Origin of the sequence: Helicobacter pylori (assembly GCF_001998165.1) — a bacterium.
Lineage (GTDB): Bacteria > Campylobacterota > Campylobacteria > Campylobacterales > Helicobacteraceae > Helicobacter > Helicobacter pylori_DL.
In genome coordinates, this window is record NZ_MTWR01000023.1 from 28255 (window position 1) to 47322 (window position 19068).

General features: G+C 39.4%; 15 protein-coding genes. 7 read left to right on the forward strand and 8 right to left on the reverse strand.

Going from position 1 to position 19068, the window contains the following annotated elements; genetic code table 11:
- Nucleotide 1 precedes the first annotated feature (1 nt).
- The 5 genes from dxs to BZK24_RS03505 all read left to right on the forward strand — a co-directional run bounded on the left by dxs (nucleotide 2) and on the right by BZK24_RS03505 (nucleotide 5474).
- Nucleotides 2-1852: a 1-deoxy-D-xylulose-5-phosphate synthase gene (gene dxs / locus BZK24_RS03485; protein WP_171972386.1), complete on the forward strand. Its 1851-nt coding sequence runs from the start codon at nucleotides 2-4 to the stop codon at nucleotides 1850-1852.
- A gap of 14 nt (nucleotides 1853-1866) precedes the next feature.
- Nucleotides 1867-3657 (forward strand): translation elongation factor 4, encoded by a 1791-nt coding sequence (lepA, locus tag BZK24_RS03490; protein ID WP_171972388.1) that lies wholly within the window; start codon nucleotides 1867-1869, stop codon nucleotides 3655-3657.
- 65 nt (nucleotides 3658-3722) lie between these two features.
- The gene (gene dcm / locus BZK24_RS03495; protein WP_242423417.1) at nucleotides 3723-4595 is read left to right on the forward strand and encodes a DNA (cytosine-5-)-methyltransferase; all 873 of its coding nucleotides are present in this window, start codon (nucleotides 3723-3725) and stop codon (nucleotides 4593-4595) included.
- Nucleotides 4596-4656: 61 nt separating this feature from the next.
- Nucleotides 4657-5058 (forward strand): group I intron-associated PD-(D/E)XK endonuclease, encoded by a 402-nt coding sequence (locus BZK24_RS09360; RefSeq protein WP_171972389.1) that lies wholly within the window; start codon nucleotides 4657-4659, stop codon nucleotides 5056-5058.
- Between the two features lie 203 nt (nucleotides 5059-5261).
- Nucleotides 5262-5474 (forward strand): hypothetical protein, encoded by a 213-nt coding sequence (locus BZK24_RS03505; protein ID WP_001873794.1) that lies wholly within the window; start codon nucleotides 5262-5264, stop codon nucleotides 5472-5474.
- A gap of 230 nt (nucleotides 5475-5704) precedes the next feature.
- On the opposite strand, the gene BZK24_RS03510 is transcribed toward BZK24_RS03505, so the two are convergent.
- The 8 genes from BZK24_RS03510 to BZK24_RS03545 form a co-directional block, all read right to left on the reverse strand.
- The gene (locus BZK24_RS03510) at nucleotides 5705-6514 is read right to left on the reverse strand and encodes a flagellar hook-basal body protein (protein WP_077656579.1); all 810 of its coding nucleotides are present in this window, start codon (nucleotides 6512-6514) and stop codon (nucleotides 5705-5707) included.
- A gap of 54 nt (nucleotides 6515-6568) precedes the next feature.
- On the reverse strand, nucleotides 6569-7855 hold the full coding sequence (locus BZK24_RS03515) for an MFS transporter (RefSeq protein ID WP_077656580.1): 1287 nt from the start codon (nucleotides 7853-7855) through the stop codon (nucleotides 6569-6571).
- A gap of 387 nt (nucleotides 7856-8242) precedes the next feature.
- Entirely contained in the window at nucleotides 8243-10801 is a 2559-nt protein-coding gene (locus BZK24_RS03520; protein ID WP_171972387.1) for a DNA translocase FtsK, read from the reverse strand.
- Nucleotides 10798-13134 carry an ATP-dependent deoxyribonuclease AddB gene (gene addB / locus BZK24_RS03525; RefSeq protein WP_077656582.1) on the reverse strand — a complete coding sequence of 779 codons (2337 nt, stop codon included), beginning with the start codon at nucleotides 13132-13134 and terminating at the stop codon, nucleotides 10798-10800. The genes BZK24_RS03520 and addB overlap by 4 nt, the downstream gene beginning before the upstream one ends.
- Nucleotides 13131-15056, reverse strand: coding sequence for a transketolase (gene tkt, locus BZK24_RS03530; protein ID WP_077656583.1), 1926 nt, complete (start codon nucleotides 15054-15056; stop codon nucleotides 13131-13133). The genes addB and tkt overlap by 4 nt, the downstream gene beginning before the upstream one ends.
- A 46-nt stretch (nucleotides 15057-15102) precedes the next feature.
- Nucleotides 15103-15945: a bifunctional riboflavin kinase/FAD synthetase gene (locus BZK24_RS03535; protein ID WP_077656584.1), complete on the reverse strand. Its 843-nt coding sequence runs from the start codon at nucleotides 15943-15945 to the stop codon at nucleotides 15103-15105.
- Nucleotides 15911-16618: a 23S rRNA (cytidine-2'-O)-methyltransferase TlyA gene (gene tlyA / locus BZK24_RS03540; RefSeq protein ID WP_077656585.1), complete on the reverse strand. Its 708-nt coding sequence runs from the start codon at nucleotides 16616-16618 to the stop codon at nucleotides 15911-15913. The genes BZK24_RS03535 and tlyA overlap by 35 nt, the downstream gene beginning before the upstream one ends.
- Nucleotides 16618-17133, reverse strand: coding sequence for a hypothetical protein (locus BZK24_RS03545; protein ID WP_000523542.1), 516 nt, complete (start codon nucleotides 17131-17133; stop codon nucleotides 16618-16620). The genes tlyA and BZK24_RS03545 overlap by 1 nt, the downstream gene beginning before the upstream one ends.
- A gap of 66 nt (nucleotides 17134-17199) precedes the next feature.
- Between BZK24_RS03545 and pyrB the strand changes: the two genes are divergently transcribed.
- Both pyrB and BZK24_RS03555 read left to right on the forward strand, forming a co-directional pair.
- On the forward strand, nucleotides 17200-18123 hold the full coding sequence (gene pyrB / locus BZK24_RS03550) for an aspartate carbamoyltransferase (RefSeq protein WP_077656586.1): 924 nt from the start codon (nucleotides 17200-17202) through the stop codon (nucleotides 18121-18123).
- Nucleotides 18124-18373: 250 nt separating this feature from the next.
- A partial coding sequence (locus tag BZK24_RS03555) for an outer membrane family protein (RefSeq protein ID WP_143424373.1) occupies nucleotides 18374-19068 on the forward strand: 695 nt, incomplete at its 3' end.

The window sequence follows — 19068 nt, forward strand, 5'->3', positions numbered from 1 at the left end:
TTTGCAAAATAAAACTTTTGATTTAAACCCTAATGATATTGTAGGCTTGGAGTTGGTGTGCCAAACGCTGCGGAGTCGTATTTTAGAAGTGGTGAGCGCTAATGGGGGGCATTTAAGCTCTTCTTTAGGGGCTGTGGAGCTGATTGTGGGCATGCATGCCTTATTTGATTGCCAAAAAAACCCTTTCATCTTTGACACTTCGCACCAGGCTTACGCTCACAAGCTTTTAACCGGGCGCTTTGAAAGCTTTAGCACTCTAAGGCAATTTAAAGGCTTGAGCGGCTTTACTAAACCCAGCGAGAGCGCATACGATTATTTCATTGCCGGGCATAGTTCCACTTCGGTGTCTATAGGCGTGGGGGTGGCTAAAGCTTTTTGTTTGAAACAAGCGCTGGGCATGCCTATAGCTTTATTAGGCGATGGGAGCATTAGCGCAGGGATTTTTTATGAAGCCTTAAACGAACTGGGCGATAGAAAATACCCCATGATCATGATTTTGAACGATAATGAAATGAGTATCAGCACGCCTATTGGAGCCTTATCCAAAGCCCTTAGCCAGCTGATGAAAGGCCCGTTTTACCAGTCTTTCCGCTCTAAAGTTAAAAAAATCTTAAGCACCTTACCTGAAAGCGTGAATTACTTAGCGAGCCGTTTTGAAGAATCTTTCAAGCTCATCACCCCGGGCGTGTTTTTTGAAGAATTGGGCATTAACTATATAGGGCCTATTAATGGGCATGATTTAGGTGCGATTATTGAAACCTTAAAATTAGCCAAAGAGCTTAAAGAACCGGTGCTAATCCATGCGCAAACCTTAAAAGGCAAAGGCTATAAAATCGCTGAAGGGCGCTATGAAAAATGGCATGGGGTGGGGCCTTTTGATCTGGATACCGGCTTGTCTAAAAAATCCAAGAGCGCGATTCTATCGCCCACTGAAGCGTATTCTAACACCCTTTTAGAATTAGCCAAAAAAGATGAAAAAATCGTAGGCGTAACCGCTGCGATGCCTAGCGGCACAGGATTAGACAAGCTCATTGACGCTTACCCTTTGCGCTTTTTTGATGTCGCTATCGCTGAACAACACGCTTTAACTTCTAGCAGCGCTATGGCTAAAGAGGGGTTTAAACCTTTTGTGAGCATCTATTCTACTTTTTTGCAAAGGGCTTATGATTCTATTGTGCATGACGCTTGTATTTCTAGCTTGCCGATTAAATTAGCTATTGATAGGGCTGGGATTGTGGGCGAAGATGGCGAAACGCACCAAGGGCTTTTAGACGTGTCGTATTTGCGCTCTATCCCTAACATGGTCATTTTTGCCCCACGAGACAATGAAACTTTAAAAAACGCCGTGTATTTTGCCAATGAGCATGATTCAAGCCCTTGCGCGTTCCGCTACCCTAGGGGGTCGTTTGCACTAAAAGAGGGGGTTTTTGAGTCTAGCGGTTTTGTTTTAGGCCAAAGCGAATTGTTGAAAAAAGAGGGCGAAATTTTACTCATAGGCTATGGTAATGGCGTGGGGCGGGCGCATTTGGTCCAACTGGCTTTAAAAGAAAAAAACATAGAATGCGCGCTCTTGGATCTCAGGTTTTTAAAGCCCTTAGATCCAAATTTAAGCGCGATCGTTGCCCCTTATCAAAAGCTCTATGTTTTTAGCGATAATTACAAGTTTGGGGGGGTGGCTAGCGCGATTTTAGAGTTTTTGAGCGAACAAAATATTTTAAAGCCTATTAAAAGCTTTGAAATCATTGATGAATTTATCATGCATGGGAACACCGCTCTAGTGGAAAAATCCTTAGGCTTAGACACAGAGAGTTTGACTGAGGCTATTTTAAAAGATTTAGGACAAGAGAGATGAAAACAAAAGCGCCAATGAAAAATATCCGCAATTTTTCCATTATCGCTCACATTGACCATGGTAAAAGCACTTTAGCGGATTGCTTGATTTTTGAATGCAACGCTATCAGTAACAGAGAAATGACGAGCCAAGTGATGGACACGATGGATATTGAAAAAGAAAGGGGCATTACGATTAAGGCTCAAAGCGTGCGCTTGAATTACACTTTTAAGGGGGAGGATTATGTTTTAAACCTCATTGACACCCCAGGGCATGTGGATTTTAGCTATGAAGTGTCGCGCTCTTTGTGTTCGTGCGAAGGGGCGTTATTGGTGGTGGATGCCACTCAAGGCGTGGAAGCGCAAACCATCGCCAACACTTATATCGCTTTAGATAACAATTTAGAAATTTTACCGGTGATTAATAAAATTGATTTGCCGAATGCGAATGTTTTAGAGGTCAAACAGGATATAGAAGACACGATAGGGATTGATTGCTCTAACGCTAATGAAGTGAGCGCTAAAGCTAAGCTTGGCATTAAAGATTTGTTAGAAAAAATCATTACGACCATTCCTGCCCCTAGCGGTGATCCTAACGCTCCCTTAAAAGCGCTCATTTATGATTCATGGTTTGACAATTATTTAGGGGCGCTGGCGTTGGTGCGCATCATGGATGGGAGCATTAATACCGAGCAAGAAATTTTAGTGATGGGGACGGGTAAAAAACACGGCGTTTTAGGGCTATACTACCCCAACCCTTTGAAAAAAATCCCCACTAAAAGTTTAGAATGCGGTGAGATTGGCATTGTGAGTTTGGGGCTAAAGAGCGTTACTGATATTGCGGTGGGCGATACGCTCACAGACGCTAAAAACCCTACCTCTAAACCCATTGAGGGCTTTATGCCGGCCAAACCCTTTGTTTTTGCGGGGCTTTACCCTATAGAAACGGACCGGTTTGAAGATTTAAGAGAAGCGCTATTGAAACTCCAGCTTAACGATTGCGCTTTGAATTTTGAGCCTGAAAGCTCTGTGGCGCTTGGCTTTGGCTTTAGGGTGGGCTTTTTAGGGTTATTGCACATGGAAGTGATCAAAGAAAGGCTGGAGAGAGAATTTGGTCTTAACTTAATCGCTACCGCTCCCACGGTGGTGTATGAAGTGCATTTGACGGATAATAGCATCAAATACGTCCAAAACCCTAGCGAATTGCCCCCTGAAAATTGTATCGCTTGCATCAAAGAGCCTTTTGTGAGGGCGACGATCATCACGCCGAGTGAATTTTTGGGTAATTTAATGCAGTTATTGAACAATAAAAGAGGCATTCAAGAAAAAATGGAATATTTGAACCAGTCTCGTGTCATGCTCACTTATTCCTTGCCGAGCAATGAAATTGTGATGGATTTTTATGACAAACTCAAATCTTGCACGAAAGGGTATGCGAGCTTTGATTATGAGCCTATAGAAAACAGAGAGGCTCATTTGGTGAAGTTAGATGTTAGGGTGGCAGGCGATGTGGTGGATGCGCTTTCTATCATTATAGATAAAAACAAGGCGTATGAAAAGGGGCGCGCTTTAGTGGAAACGATGAAAGAGCTTATCCCAAGACAGCTTTTTGAAGTCGCTATCCAAGCGAGCGTGGGGAATAAAATCATCGCCAGAGAGACGATTAAATCTGTCGGTAAGAATGTAACGGCTAAGTGCTATGGGGGCGATATTACACGAAAAAGAAAACTCTTAGAAAAGCAAAAAGAGGGCAAGAAACGCATGAAAGCTATCGGTAAAGTGGAACTTCCCCAAGAAGCGTTTTTAGCGATATTAAAGATTGATTAGGGCGTTTGATGAAAGTAGGCTCACTTTTTGCTGGGATTGGAGGGTTTGAATGCGCGTTTTTGTAAGTGGGCTTTGAAATTGGTTGGGCGAACGAATTAGACAAAGACGCATGCAATACTTATAGGGCTAATTTCAAACACAAGCTTTTAGAACAAGACATTAAAGATTTAAACCCTAATGAGTTAGAAGATGTTGGGTTGATAAGCGCGGGGTTTCCTTGTCAAGCGTTCAGCATTGCTGGGTTGCAAAAAGGGCTTAATGATGAAAGAGGGGCGATTGTTGTGGAAATGTTTCGCATCATTCAAGCCAAAAAACCTCAAGTTCTATTATTAGAAAATGTCAAAAATTTAGTGAGCCACAATAAGGGGGAAACCTTAAAATTTATTTTAGAAACTTTGAAAAACTTAGGCTATTTTATCCATTATAAAATACTAAACACCTATGAATATTCTACTATACCACAAAATAGAGAGCGGATTTATATCATAGGATTTTTAGACAAAAACCATTACAAGCGCTTTCATTTTCCTTTAAAAATCAATCACACGCAAAGCATTAAGGACTTATTAGAAATAAAAGTGGGTGAGGAATTTTATTACAAGCAGTATCGTTTTTATGAGACTTTAAAAAAAGAAATCACCAAAAGAGACACTTGCTACCAATGGCGCAGGCATTATGTAAGAGAAAATAAAAACAATCTTTGCCCCACTCTTACAGCCAACATGGGGACAGGAGGGCATAATGTGCCTTTAGTTTTAGATGAGAAAGGCATAAGAAAACTTACGCCTAAAGAATGTCTGAATTTTCAAGGTTTCGCTAAAGATTATGTTTTACCTAATACCGCTAAAAGCAAACTTTATAAACAAATTGGTAATTCTGTGAGTGTGCCTGTGATTAAAGCTTTAGCGTTAGAAATTAAAAAGGTTGTTTATGGATAATCATACGCATCAAACTTGGGTTATCAATTTAACCGGTATTGACAAGGGGATTTTTCGCACAATGAATGGCAACGCTGATGAACTCATTGCTATAGGAAGGGTGATTAAAGCAGGATTTCCTTGCAGTAGGGTAGATGTTACAAACGCTAAATATGATGCCATTGTGGATCTAGGAGGAAAGCAGAAATTATTGAGAATACAGATTAAAGGCACAGGGGGAGATACCTTGAATTTTACAGGGGGCTATAGGAGTGAGGTTCAAATTGATAGGAATGCCCCCAAACGCACTTATAAATACACCAAAAAAGATTGCGATTTGATTTTAGGGATAGACACTCGCACGAGCGAATGCTATATTATCCCTATTGAAGACACACAAGAATGGGGCAACACAAAGAGTTTGTCGCAACTCCAACACTATAAAGAGAATTGGCAAATTTTGATTGACTTGGCGTTGGAGTAAAAATATAAAATCACATTTATAAATAAGAAAAAAGATCCCTTTAGATAGGGTGTTGGTTATGCTAAAAAGGCACAATCAAATTAGAAAAGAATGACTTGCTCTTAAACCCTAGTTTAGTGGAAGCAGAAAGAAAATTTTTACAAGCTTTTAAAATGGCTCTATCTTAAAATGAATGCTGATAATCAAGTGGGTAATCAAAAAGCTTGATTGGGGCAACAAAAATATTAAGGGAATTAGAAACCAATGGGACACTCTCTAATCATTACGGAGACGGCATCAACTATAGCGTCTCAAACCTTAATGGGAATATCCTGCCACAAACGAGCTTAAAACACAAGAACCATAACAATCAAAATTGGGACACTTGCTTACAGAATGCCACAATAAAGAGCGTTTTTAAACAACAAACGAAATAATTAAAAATTGAATTATCGTTGAGTAGTCAGCGGCTATAAACTACGAAATAAAGAGAAGCTTGCGATTGTTTAGACTTTGCAAGCGATTACAAAAGAAAAGGTATTTAATTCTTTAAACTCTTTTAAAACTAATCCTATATAAAAAAGATTAATAAGGCTTTTAAAAAAGCGTTATTAGGGAGTTAAGGTATCGTAAAAACTCTCCTATGGATTTTAAAATCGCCAAAAGTTTAAGCTTTTGTAGCGAGTTTGTTGATTGCTTCAGCGTTCATGTCATCTTGATGGGTTTTTAACACTTTAGAATACATGTCCAAAAAGCGGTTGATTTCAATCAAAGCGCTCATCTCACGCACCGCATTGACATTGCTTTTTTCTAGCATGTATTGTTTTAACGCGCCAGAGTCAGAGACTTGATGAGCGCCTTCGCCCTGATAGGTATAAAGGTTTTGCCCTATTTTTTTAAGGTTTTTTGGTTCGCTAAAACTCACTAAAGCCAACGCGCCCGCTTGAATTTGGGCTTCATTATCCCTAAAAGTGATTCCGCCATTTTGATCCACTTCAATTTCAGCGTTAGGCATGAGCATGATCCCTCCTTTTTCATTCAAGCCAGAGCGTGAAAGCACCCTAAAGCCATTAAGAGTAACTAAAAAGCCGTCTTTATCCACGCTAAAATGCCCATCTCTAGTATAAGCGACGCCCTCATTAGTTTGTATCGCAAAATAGAGGTTAGGGCTTGTTAGGGCAAAATCTAGGGGGTTATTTGTCCCTTCAAATGCGCCAAGACTCCTATCCGTATAGATTTCTGATAGAATAGGCACACGATTGAGATTGCGGTTTAGATACTTCGTGCTCGCTTTGGTTTGATCTTCTAAGGGCAGTTGCTCTCGGTATTCTTGGTAAAGCCTTAAAAAATCGCCTGTAATCGCATCGTCCCTTTTAAAGCCGTTGGTGTTTAGGTTGGCTAAATTGTTAGAGGTTAAATCCAAGCGGTTAAATTGTGTCGCCATAGCGCCTGTGGCCGCATAATACCCATTTTGCATGCGAATAATCCTTTTAAAAGGAAAAATTATAGCAAAAATTAAATAAAAACAGATTCATTCCAAATAGGTTTTTTTAGGGAATATGATAACCATAACCATAAAGATAACAATACTCAACATGACATAGCCCACAAACCCCCATTCAAAACCATGCTGTTTGAACTCTAACGCTACATAACTCGCGCTCCCTCCAAAAAGCGCATTGGCGATCGCATAGGCCAAACCCACGCCAAGCGCTCGCACATGTTCAGGGAATAATTCCGCTTTAATGACCCCAGCAATGCAAGTGTAAAAACTCATGCTGCTTAATGCAAGCATTTCGTAAAATAGGGCTTCATACACGCTAGTGGCATGCTTGATACCATAAAAGACAACAGGCGTTACAATAAGCCCTGTGATAGCAAAAACCATCAGCATTTGGGTGCGTTTGATTTTATCCGCAAGCATCCCGCATAGGGGTTGTAAGAAGATGAAATAAGAGAGCGCTAAAAGCATGATGAAACTGCTTTCTTTAGGACTAAACGATGAGCTGTTGGTTAAAAAGATTTTTAAATACACCGTAAAAGTGTAAAAACACAAACTCCCTCCCATGGTTAGCCCAAAGACTATCATTAAGGCTTTTTTATGGTGGAGCAATTCCTTTAAACTGCCTCTTTGGGTTTCTTCTTTAATAGTGTTTTTGGAAGTTGTTTTGCTATCCATGGTTTCTTCCATGATATTTCTTAAAAAGAGCGAAAGTAGGGCTAATATACCCCCTAAAGCGAATAAATAACGCCAAGCAAACGCGCTGATTTGCTCATGCGTGTAAATGTTTTCAACGATAAAGAGCGAAAAAATAGCTAAGAGTTGCCCTCCAACTAAAGTTACATATTGGAAAGAGCCATAAAAACCTTTTTTGCCATTCTTGCCTAATTCAGAGAGATAAGTGGCGACCACGCCATATTCTCCTCCCACGCTAAAGCCCTGTAAAAGCCTGGCTAACAATAAAAACAAGAACGCCCATTCCCCCACGATTTCTTTAGTGGGGAGCAATGCGAGCAAAAAAGAGCCTAGCGCCATAAGGATAATGGAATACACCATAGAAGTTTTACGCCCCTTTTTATCCCCCAATTTACCAAAGAACAAACTCCCCAAAGGGCGCATGAAAAACCCTAGCATGAAAACCAAAAAAGCTGAGATGAGTGCTAAAGTGGGGTCATTGGTGTGGGTAAATTCCTTAGCAAAATAAGGAGCGAGGAACGCATAAGCGTAAAAATCATACCATTCCACTAAATTACCTGAACTAGCGGCTAAAAGGGATTTTAAGGGTTTTTTGGTGGCGGGTTGAATCTGGGGGTTCATGGCTATCCTTGAACATGAAATTTTTAGGTAATTTTACTAGGAGTTAGGGAAACCACAGATAATATTTGATTAATGGGTTAAAGGTTAGTGCTGTTTGTATCATTGAGAAAAGTTTTTGTTTTTAATGAAGCGTTGGTGATAAAATCTAAAAAATGCGCAAAGGCATTTTTTACAATCCAATAATAAAGGGCTTGCGAAAAGCGGGCGGTAACTTTTTAAAGCGGTCTTTTGGGGGATTTAGTTGGGGTTTTTAGGGGAGAATGATTTCAAAATAGCCCCTATCCCCTTAAGAAAATGAATTTTAAAATAAAACTATTAAATAAAGTTTAAAAAAATTTAAAAATTAAAAACAATGTTTTTATTGCCAACATTCAATGAAAACAAAACCTAAAAATTTTGCAAAATCTCTCTGTTGCCTTTGGCGTTTCTTGGGGATAAAAAGCCTTGAGCTTCTAATTCGTCAGTAATGGTGGCGGCTTGGTTGTAGCCGATTTTTAATTGCCGTTGTAAAAAACTCGTAGAAGTGATCTTTTTTTCTAAAATCACCGCCTTAGCCCTTTCTAGAATGTCATCGCCTTGATAGTTAGGGGTGTCTAAAGGCATGCGCGATTCTTCTAGCAAGAAATCTTTATCGTATTGTACTTCTTTTTGGGCTTTAATAAAATCCACGATTTTTTTGATTTCATCTTCAGTGGCAAAGGGGGCATGCAAGCGCACTAACCCGTTTGTTCCTGGGGGGGTAAAGAGCATATCGCCCCTTCCTAGCAAGCTTTGCGCCCCATCGGTGTCTAAAATCACTTTAGAATCAATCTTAGTGCCTACCCTAAAACTCACCCTTGAAGGCAAATTGGTTTTAATCAAGCCGGTTACGACATCCACGCTTGGGCGTTGGGTCGCTACAATGAGGTGCAAGCCGCTCGCTCGCCCCATTTGAGCGATCCTAGCGATAGGAAACTCCGCTTCTTTGCCTCCTGTCATCATCAAATCTGCTAATTCATCAATCACCACAATCAAATAGGGGAACGCTTCAACGCCGTTATTTTCCGCCTGCTCGTTATAAGAATCAATGGTTTTAACCTTGTATTCGCTCATTAAAGAATATCGGCGTTCCATTTCTTTAGCCACGCTTTGCAAAGCCCCGATAGCTTTTTTAGGGTCGGTGATAATGGGCGTGAGTAAATGAGGGATGTCCGCATAAATGCTAAATTCCACCATTTTGGGATCTATCATCACTAATTTGAGTTGATCAGGGGGGTTTTTATAAAGTAAGGATAAAATCATCGCATTCACGCCCACGCTCTTACCGCTCCCTGTCGTGCCAGCGATGAGCAAGTGGGGGAGCTTTTTTAAATCCGTGATGAAAGGGTTACCCACAATGTCTTTGCCTAAAGCTAGAGTTAGAGGCGAGCTGGATTTTTGAAACAATTCGCTCTCTAGAATTTCTCTTAAATAAATAATCTGGCTTTGGCTGTTAGGGATCTCAATACCGACAACATCCTTACCCTTGATAGGGGCTTGAATGCGGATGGATTCAGCGCATAAAGTCATCGCTAAATCATCGCTCAAGCCTAAAATGCGGCTCACCTTAACGCTAGGGGCTGGGCGGAATTCAAAAGTGGTTACAATAGGGCCTGAATAAGTGCGGATAATATCGCCATCAATTTTAAAGGTGCGCAGCTTGCTCAATAAATCCTGGATTTTTTGGTCAATCTCGTTTTCGTCTAAAGAAGTGTCCTTCAAACAAACCGCATTCAATAATTGCGTTGTGGGAAGCTCATAATCTTTGGGTTTTTGCACTTCGCCATAATCCAACCCGTCTAATATCTCTTTATTTTCGCTCAATTCTTTAACCATAACGGGTTTTTTAGCACTGGTGGGGGTTATTGGGCTAAAACTTGGGGCGTTTTGCGTTTCTTTTTCTTCTTCTTTGAGATTTTCTTTTTCTTCTATATTTTCTTTTTGATTTTCTTTTTGTGGGTTTTCTTGTGGGCTTCCTTGTAAAGCATCTTCTTTTATGGGGTAGTTAGGGGTTTTGTGGTTTTCTGTTTTGTTGTCATTTTCTGTGTTGGGTGCGGATATGGGCATGATAGGTTTGAGTGTGGTGGGCGTTTCTTTTTTTAGCGTGGGTTCTCTTTCTTTGGTTTCTTGTTGGGGTTCTAAAGTGGGGTTAGTGGGGTTAGTCAAATCATCAAATCGGTTTTTTTTAGGGTAAATGGTGTAATGGGTAGGGGGGTGGGAGGAAATTTGGACTAAGCCTTCTTGCGGCTCTGAATTATTTAAAGTCGTGTTATAGGGGGTAGGGATCGCTAGAAACGATTCTTCGTTGGGGGTTTTGTGGTTTTCATCAATGGGGTTTTCTTTGAGGTTTTCTTTTTCGTTGTTGGTTTCTTTTTTTTGAAGATCTGATAAGGTGTTTTCAAAACCCTCTTTTTTCAGGCTAAAATTAGGGCTAAAGGCTTGTAAGCATTGTTTGTAAATCTCTTTTAAAAGGCTTTGTGTCTTGTTTATATAAGGGTAAAAAACGCTTTTAGGGGGCAATTTGAATAAAATCAAATAAGAAATAACTACCATAAGCATTATCAGTGCATAAAGCCCAAAGTCCCCTATAAAAGGGTGTAAAAACAAACGCGCGCTGTTGCCGATTTCCCCTTGATTTAATAGGCTAGATTGCAAAAAGAGCAAAGATAAAATGCCCAATAGATGCCCTAAAGTTTTTTCTAAAACGATTTCTGTAAAAGGGTTTTTAGCCTTGTATAAAAGGAATAAAACCCACGCCAAATAGGGTAAATTAATCAATGAAAGATACCCAAAATATTTTTTATTGAGTGCGGCAAACCACACCCCAAAACGCCCCACTAACCCACTATTACCCAGCCATGAAGATAGGGTTAAAAACGCTAATAAAACCCCTATGATTAAAACCAAGTAAAGTTTTTTAGATTTCATCGGTTGCACATGTCTTTAAAAGAGCAATACTCACAATCTTTAACCTCTAAAGTTTTTTCAAAATCAATTTCTTGCTTGAGTTTGGGGATAAGAGAAAATTCCAAATGATCCATTTTAGCCTGCAAAGTAAGCTCGTCTTCTTCTAGCAACTCGCCCTTCCTCAAATCATAAAAAAAGGCTTTTATAGGCTCTTTGTAGCCTAAGTTTTTAAGAGCGCACGCGTAGATGGCCATTTGATAATCGGTTCTGATTTGAGCGATTTCTATGGGGCTTAAGCCTTCTCTTTGTGTTTTACTCATGTTGTCTAATTTCAAATCGCTTTTGAATTTGTAATCTAATAAAATAATCTTATTATCAGCCGTTTTGTCAATCCTGTCTATACGCCCTTTAAAAATAACGCCTTGAATGGTTGTTTCAAAGCTTTTTTCAAGATCAAGGATTTTGATTTTTGCGTTAAAGCGTTCTTTTTCTTTAAGATAAAAAGCCTGGATTTTTTTGAGCGCTACAAGAGTGTCTAAACGCTCTTTAGGGGTAATGTTTTCTCTTGTTTCTAAGAGCCAAATGAGTCTCTCTTCTAATGCATAGGGGTTTTTGTCTTTTTCATAAGCTTCTTTTAAAAGTTCATGGAGCAAACTGCCCACAGCACTATTATTTTCATCTTTAGGGCTTTCTTTGAATCGCTTAATGTAATGGTAGTAAAAACGGCGCTTGCAAGTTAAAAAAGCGTTTAATGAGCTAGCGCTAAAGCTAAAATCTTTAGGGATAGCGGCTTTGATTTCTTCTTCTTGGTAGTCTTTTAAAGGAGTTGGTGCAAAAAGCGTGTAAGCGTCTTTGATAGGCTCTGTGTGTAAATCCAATTCTAAAAGCATGTTAGAGGCTTTTGAAGTTTCACTCTCTATATAAGAAAGCACCATTTCTTTAGAGTTTTTAAAGAGCTGGTAGTAATAATGTTTTTGCAAATTTTTCTTATCCAATAAAGTGGGGAGGTTGAGCGATTTTCTTAAAGCAGAGTTTAAAAACAAATCGCAATCTTTAAGGCTTGGCACGCAAGTTTCATTAAAATCCACGATAACCACTTTATCAAATTGCATGCCCCTTGTCTCTAAAGTGTCCATGACTCGTATTTTGCCCCCACTAGAATCGTCTAAGCGGAAGTTGGCTTCAAATTCTTGCAAATACAAATGCAATAAATCTTTAAGGCTGTAGTTTTTAAGCGTGTCTTTTAAAAGATGATACTGGTGCATGATTTGAGAATGTGCTTCTTTTAATGGCACTTTTTCTTTAGAGCTTTGTTGTTCTAAAAGCGCAAGGGTAATATTTTCTAAATCTAATAGAGCAGATCCGCTTAAATTACAATCGCTTGTTTGTAAATCTTCTAAGATTTTGACAAGCTCTGTATAATAAGGGCTGTTTTTAGCCCCTAAGCCCATCGCAAAATTCAAATTGTTGTTTTTGTCTAAGAGTTTTAAAAAAGGCAAAAAATCCGCATTAGGCGTGATGATCGCCATTTTATTAGGATCGTTATCTTTTTGCAAATATTCTTCTATGGTTTGTAAAACTAAAGCGCCTTGTTTTAAATAGCTGGAGTTGGCATAAAGCTTTGGCTCTATTTTTTGATCATTAAAAGTTTGAGAAAGGATCTTTTGGGTTTTAAAATCAATGGAATAATCGCAATCTGTCTCTAATTTGAGATTCAAAAATTCCAAAAATTTTTGGTTGTATTTATCGCAAGATAGGTGTAAAGTGATAGGCACTAATTCGGCCACTTCTAATAAGCATTGCCTTTCAAAAACGCTCATAAAGCCGTCTAAATACCATTCAATGGAGGAAAAATGTTCAAAAAATTCTTTTAAAATCGTGGGCTTTTCTTGCATGATTTTGTCATAAAAGCCTAATTCCTCTAGCTTTTTAACATAGCGATCATAAATCATTTCTAAGACTTCTAAATGCTTTTCATAATCCAAGTAAATGTCTTTAAAAGAAAGTTCATTGAGCTTGATACAAGCAGAACTTAACTCATCAAACAAATCAAACAAAAAGGAGGTGCTTTCCAAATACCCTAAAAAGCTGTTTTCAAAAAGTAAAAGCCCTTCAAGAATGGATTTTTTTTCTTTAGCGATGGCTTTAATGGTGTCTATCATTAAAATTTGGCGTGTGCTTTTAGGGATTTTCTTTTTATTGGGGATGTAAAAAGCCTGTTCAAAAAAACTCCCCATGCTCATTGCGTTAGGCAAAAACCCTTCGCCTTGCTCTAAATAGAAATGTTTTAAACGCCTGGTGGAGCTAAAAACAAATAGGGGGGGTTTTTCTAAAAAAAGTTTTTCTAAGTTCATGCGTTGAGCAACCTTTTAGCTTGAGCGGTGATGTTTTCAACGCTGAAGCCGAATTTTTCAAAGAGTTTATCGCCCTTTGCTGAACTCCCAAAAGAATCCATGCCAATGATTTTATCCGCAAAACGATACCACTCTATCGCGCGACTCGCTTCAATCACTAAAACCTTACCCTTAAAGAGTTCTTTAAGATAGCTTTCATCTTGCTCTATCAACAAATCAAAGCAAGGCGCGCTCACCACTTGAGTGGGGATATTCTCTCGCTCTAACATTTTAGCGCTCTCTAAAGCCAAAGAGACTTCGCTCCCGCTCGCAACGAGCGTGATAATGGGATCTTTAGAGTGGTGTTTAACATACGCCCCTTTTAAAACCTGCTCTTTAGAAACCTCATCAAGCACGGGCAAATTCTGGCGCGATAAAATAAGAGCGCTAGGAGCGTTCAAACTTAACGCTACTTGCATGCAAGCCGTATTTTCAAAAGCATCGCTAGGCCTGAAAGCATAGAAGTTGGGCAAAGTGCGTAAATGGCTCAATTGTTCTATGGGCTGGTGCGTCGCTCCGTCTTCGCCCACGCCAATGCTGTCATGCGTGAAGATAAAAAGGGCTTTTAATTTCATTAAAGCGCTCAAACGAATGCTGGGCATTAAATAATCGCTAAACACAAAAAAGGTCGCGCAAAAAGGCACAAACAAGCCATACGCCGCTAAAGCGTTAGTGATAGCCCCCATGGCATGCTCTCTGATCCCAAAATGCAAGTTTTGCCCTAAAGGGAAATCGCCAGAATGTTTTAAATGCGTGTTATTAGAGGGGGCTAAATCCGCACTTCCCCCTAAAAAGCCCTCGCATTCTTTGGCGATAGCGTTTAAAATCATGCCGTTACTCACTCTCGTGGCTAGAGATTCGCCTTTTTTAAAGGTGGGGTAATGGATGGCGTTAAAATCAAAATTCTTTAACGCATGGATCTTTTCTTTTGTTTTAGGGCTTAAGGACTTTTCCCATAAGGCTTCTAAGCTAACGCCCCTAACTTTCACTTCTTCAAAATGCATTTTGTTTTTTGGGCTAATTATAAAGCTTTCATTAGGATTGATTTGAGCGTTTTCTTTGGATTGTTTCAACACTTCTTTATTTAAAGGCGAGCCATGCGTTTTTTCACTCCCCTCTAAGCCAATAGCCCCCTTACCAATGATCGTATGAGCGATTAAAAGCGTGGGTTTAGGGGATTTTTTGGCTTCTTCTAAAGCGTTGTGAATTGCTTGATAGTCATGCCCATCGCATTCTAGCACTTCCCAATTTTGCGCCACAAACCGCATTTTAACCTGTTCGCTAAAACTAATATTAATAGCGCCTTCAATGCTTATCTGATTACTATCATAAATCACAATGAGGTTATCAAGGCGAAGGTGCCCGGCTAAAGAAGCGCTCTCATAGCTAATGCCTTCTTGCAAATCCCCATCCCCACACAAGCAATAGACTTTATGAGAAATCACTTCTTTATCTAAAAGGGTTTGAGCGTATTGACTCGCCATGCTAAAGCCCACAGCGTTAGCAAAACCTTGCCCCAAAGGGCCTGTGGTGATTTCAATGCCTTCGGTGTGGTGCAATTCGGGGTGTCCTGGGGTTTTAGAGTGTAATTGCCTGAAACGCTTTAAATCTTCTAAACTCAAATCAAAGCCCCACAAATGCAACAAACTATACGCCAACGCGCTCGCATGCCCTCCGCTAAAAACCAACCTGTCCCTATTGAGCCATTTAGGGTTGGTGGGGTTAAGGTTTAGGTGCAAGCTTAAAACCACCATCACATCGGCTAATCCCAAGCACACGCCCGGATGCCCGCTATTAGCCTTATCTATCATGTCCGCGCATAAAAAACGAAGCGTGTTCGCCATGCTTTTTAATCGTTCTAAATCAGCGTTACTCAATCGCATCAAATTTTTCCATTTTTAAGGTTTTTAAGAGCCATTTTAACACAAATTATCTCAAAATCTCTTTGGCTCTTAAGATGTCTTGTTGGATCTGATTTTTAAGCTCTTTTAAAGAAGAAAAACGCATGTTGTCTCGTATTTTTTGAACCCAACGCAAAGCGATTTCTTTGGGCGGATTTTCTATGATAGTGTCAATTGCATGGCATTCTATGGCGAAATTGTGATCCGTGCTTAAGCGATTGCCTATAAAACTCACGCTTTTTTGATAAATCTGATCTTTTATTTCCACTAAACTCGCATACACCCCAAAGCTAGGGAGGATAAAATCTTTAGTTTTGATATTTAAAGTGGGCGCTAATTCTTTATGCCCTAAACCTTGATCGCTAATGACTTCCCCACACACTTCATAAGGCCTGCCTAAAAGCTTGTTAGCTAAAAGCAAGTCGCCATGACTTAGGGCTAGTTTGATCATCTTAGAATGCACGCTAATGTTTTGGACTTTCACTTCAGGCACAATAATGGTTTTTTCAAAACGCTCTTTTAAAAATAAAGCGTCATTTTGCCTCCCATGCCCAAACCTGAAATCATAGCCCACGACTAGGCGTTCTAAATGGGGGAATTTCTTTTTTAAAAGCTCTAAAAATTCTAAAGCATTCAATTGTGAAATCTCTTCTAAATACACAAAAAATAAAGGCATCTTAACGAGTTTGGCGCGGTATTTTAAGGGGGTTAAATAGCCTTTAGTGTAATGTTTTTTTTCTATGATTAAAAGGGCTTTAGGATCTTTTAATTCCTTAAAAAGGGCTTGATGCCCTAGATGCAAGCCATCAAATTTACCGATAGCTAAGCTTTTAATCTCAGGCTCGCTTGAAATGGATAAAAAATTCAACATTCCCGTTTTTCCCTTTCACTAAGCTTTCTTGGATCTTTAAGATTTGAAAATCCTTTGTTTTTAAATGGTTTTTAAAGTTTTCTAAAGCGTTCAAAATGGCTTCCTTATCCATTATCACCCCCTTTTTATTGCGTTTTATTTTTCTGCCCACTTCAAATTGCGGTTTGAAAAGCGCTAAAAATTCACCGCTTAAAGGCAAAATCGCTTCCAAAATACAATATAAAGAAATAAAGCTCACATCACAAAGCGCTAAATCAATTTTTTCTGGCGTTTTAAACCCTCTAATATCGCATTCTTCATAACATTCTATGCGTGTATCGTTTCTCAAACTTTCATCTAATTGCATTTTCCCCACATCCACGCAAAGCACTTTTTTAGCCCCTTTTAAAAGAGCCACTTGACTAAAGCCCCCCTTACTCGCTCCCACGTCTAAAACGACCTTTTCTTTAAAATCTATAAAGTGATTTTCTAAAAAAGCCCCTAATTTTTCCCCAGCCCTGCTAACGAATAGATTGGGAGCGATGAGTTCAATTTGATCACCCTCTTTAACGATAAAAGAGGGTTTAGAAACCACTATTTTATTGACTAAAACCTGATTTTTTAAAACCAACGCTTTAGCTTTTTCTCTGCTATTTGCTAAATGCTGGTTGAATAGGGCGTAATCTAAGCGCATTAAAATTGAGGCAAGGGGACTTGGTAAGCGAAATTAAAAACAATTTTGCCTAAACTATAGGCATCAAGCTCTAGTTTGGCTTCTTGCACCGCTAAATAATCCAATTTGTCAAAAGCGAGCAAAAAGGCTCGGCTCCACCTGTTCGTGGTTTCTAAAATGCCATCAAATTCATCTTTTGTGATTTCTCGCACCCATAAAGGCTCTGAGCCTATAGGTTTTGTGCCAAAAAGTTCATAAGAAATATAGCCATCATCTATCCAGTCGTTATTTTGCGTGAAAATCTCCACTAAAAAATACTCATGGTCATAGTAAGTGCCGCTATCCACATCGTTTAAATGCGTAGCGATAGCCGTGATGATAGGCACATTATTTTGGGTGATTTCGCCTTTCCTGCTGGCTTGGATCTTTTTTTCTAACACTAAGTCTAGCGTGTAAGTGTCTTCATTAAAATTGCTCACACACCCCAAACAAAAGAATAAAAACACCAGAAGTGTTGAGAGATTTTTCAAGCCCATTCCTTGCTAAAACCCATGCCATTTTTAGCTAAAATAAAACCGATATTATAACTAAAAGGGGGTTTTATGCCAAAAAAATGCCGACACTTGCTCCAAACCAGCGATTTAAGCCTAGATGAAATCAAGCTTTTATTGAACAAAGCGAGCGTTTATGTGAACGATTTTAACGCCGTATCTTTAGAGACAAAAGAAAAAATGCACAATAAAATCATCGTGGCGTTGTTTTTTGAAAATTCCACCAGAACGGTGTCTAGTTTTGAAATCGCAAGCTTGAGATTAGGGGCAAAAATAGTGAAATTAAACATGCAAACGAGCTCCACTTCAAAGGGTGAAACCCTAATAGACACTTTTAAAAATATCCATGCCATGCAGCCTGACGCTATCATCACACGGCATGCTTTTTCAAGCGTGCCTTTTAAATTAGCCGAATTTTCACAATGCCCCTTGATTAACGCAGGAAGCGGCACAAGCGCTCATCCTACCCAAGCGTTATTAGATTTGCTCACCCTTTATCGGCATTTTGGCAGTTTAGAAAATCTAAAAGGGAAGAAAATCGCTTTCATAGGCGATGTGAAAAATTCCAGAGTGGCTAATAGTAACATTAAATTGCTCCAACGGCTAGGGCTTGAGATCATGCTGTGCGCTCCAAGCTCCATGCTCCCTACCACTCCTTTAAAAACGACGCACAACATTGAAGAAGCGATAGCATTTGCAGATATTTTAATGAGTTTGAGGACCCAAACCGAACGGCACAACGCACCCATTTTTGCGAGCCTGAAAGATTATGGCAACGCTTATTGCATCACCCAACAACGCCTAGAGGCTCACGCTAAAAATAAAGAGGTCATTATTTTACACCCAGGCCCGGTGCATAGGGATATTGATATAGAAAGCGCGGTGTTAGAAGACAAGCGATCTAAAGTCTTAGAGCAAGTCAAAAATGGCGTGGCAATGCGCATGGCGGTGTTGGAATTTTTGCTATTAGATTGATTGTCAAACTTAAAAATGCTTTTTGGCATTTTTTAAAAAATGGGTTTGGTTGTAAAACGGCACAAAAACCCCACTTTGATTAAATTTTGATTTACTTTATCTCATTTTATGATGAAATTAAAAAAATTTCATTATAATCTAAAATAGTTGAGTTAATTAAAAGTAAATAAATAGCTTGATTATACTTCTTTGTTTTTAGATCAGTTAAGAATTGTAGTCTTTAGATGTATTGGCTATTAAAAGGAAAAAAATGAAAAATAGCGCGCCTTTAAAGAATAAAGTTTTTTGCGGGTTATATGTTTTAAGTTTGAGCGCTTCTTTGCAAGCGTTTGATTATAAAATTGAAGTTTTAGCGGAGTCCTTTTCTAAAGTTGGCTTTAATAAAAAAAAGATTGACATAGCTAGGGGGATTTATCCTACAGAGACTTTTGTAACCGCTGTAGGGCAGGGCAATATCTATGCGGATTTTTTATCTAAAAGCCTTAAAGATCAAGGGCATGTTTTAGAGGGAAAAGTCGGCGGCACGCTAGGAGGGGTCGCTTATGATGATACCAAATTCAATCAAGGCGGATCGGTTATTTATAACTACATCGGTTATTGGGATGGCTATTTAGGGGGTAAAAGAGCCTTGCTTGATGGCACGAGTATCCATGAGTGCGCGCTTGGATCTGATGGCAAAGTGATTGATTCCATAGCATGCGGGAACGCTAGGGCCAATAAGATCCGCCGTAATTATTTGATGAATAACGCTTTTTTAGAATACCGATATAAGGATATATTTGCGGCTAAAGGGGGGCGTTATCAATCCAACGCTCCTTATATGAGCGGCTATACGCAAGGTTTTGAAATCAGCGCTAAAGTCAAGGACAAAAATGAAGCAAGCCACAAATTATGGTGGTTTAGCTCATGGGGTAGGGCGTTCGCTTATGGGGAGCATCTAACTAA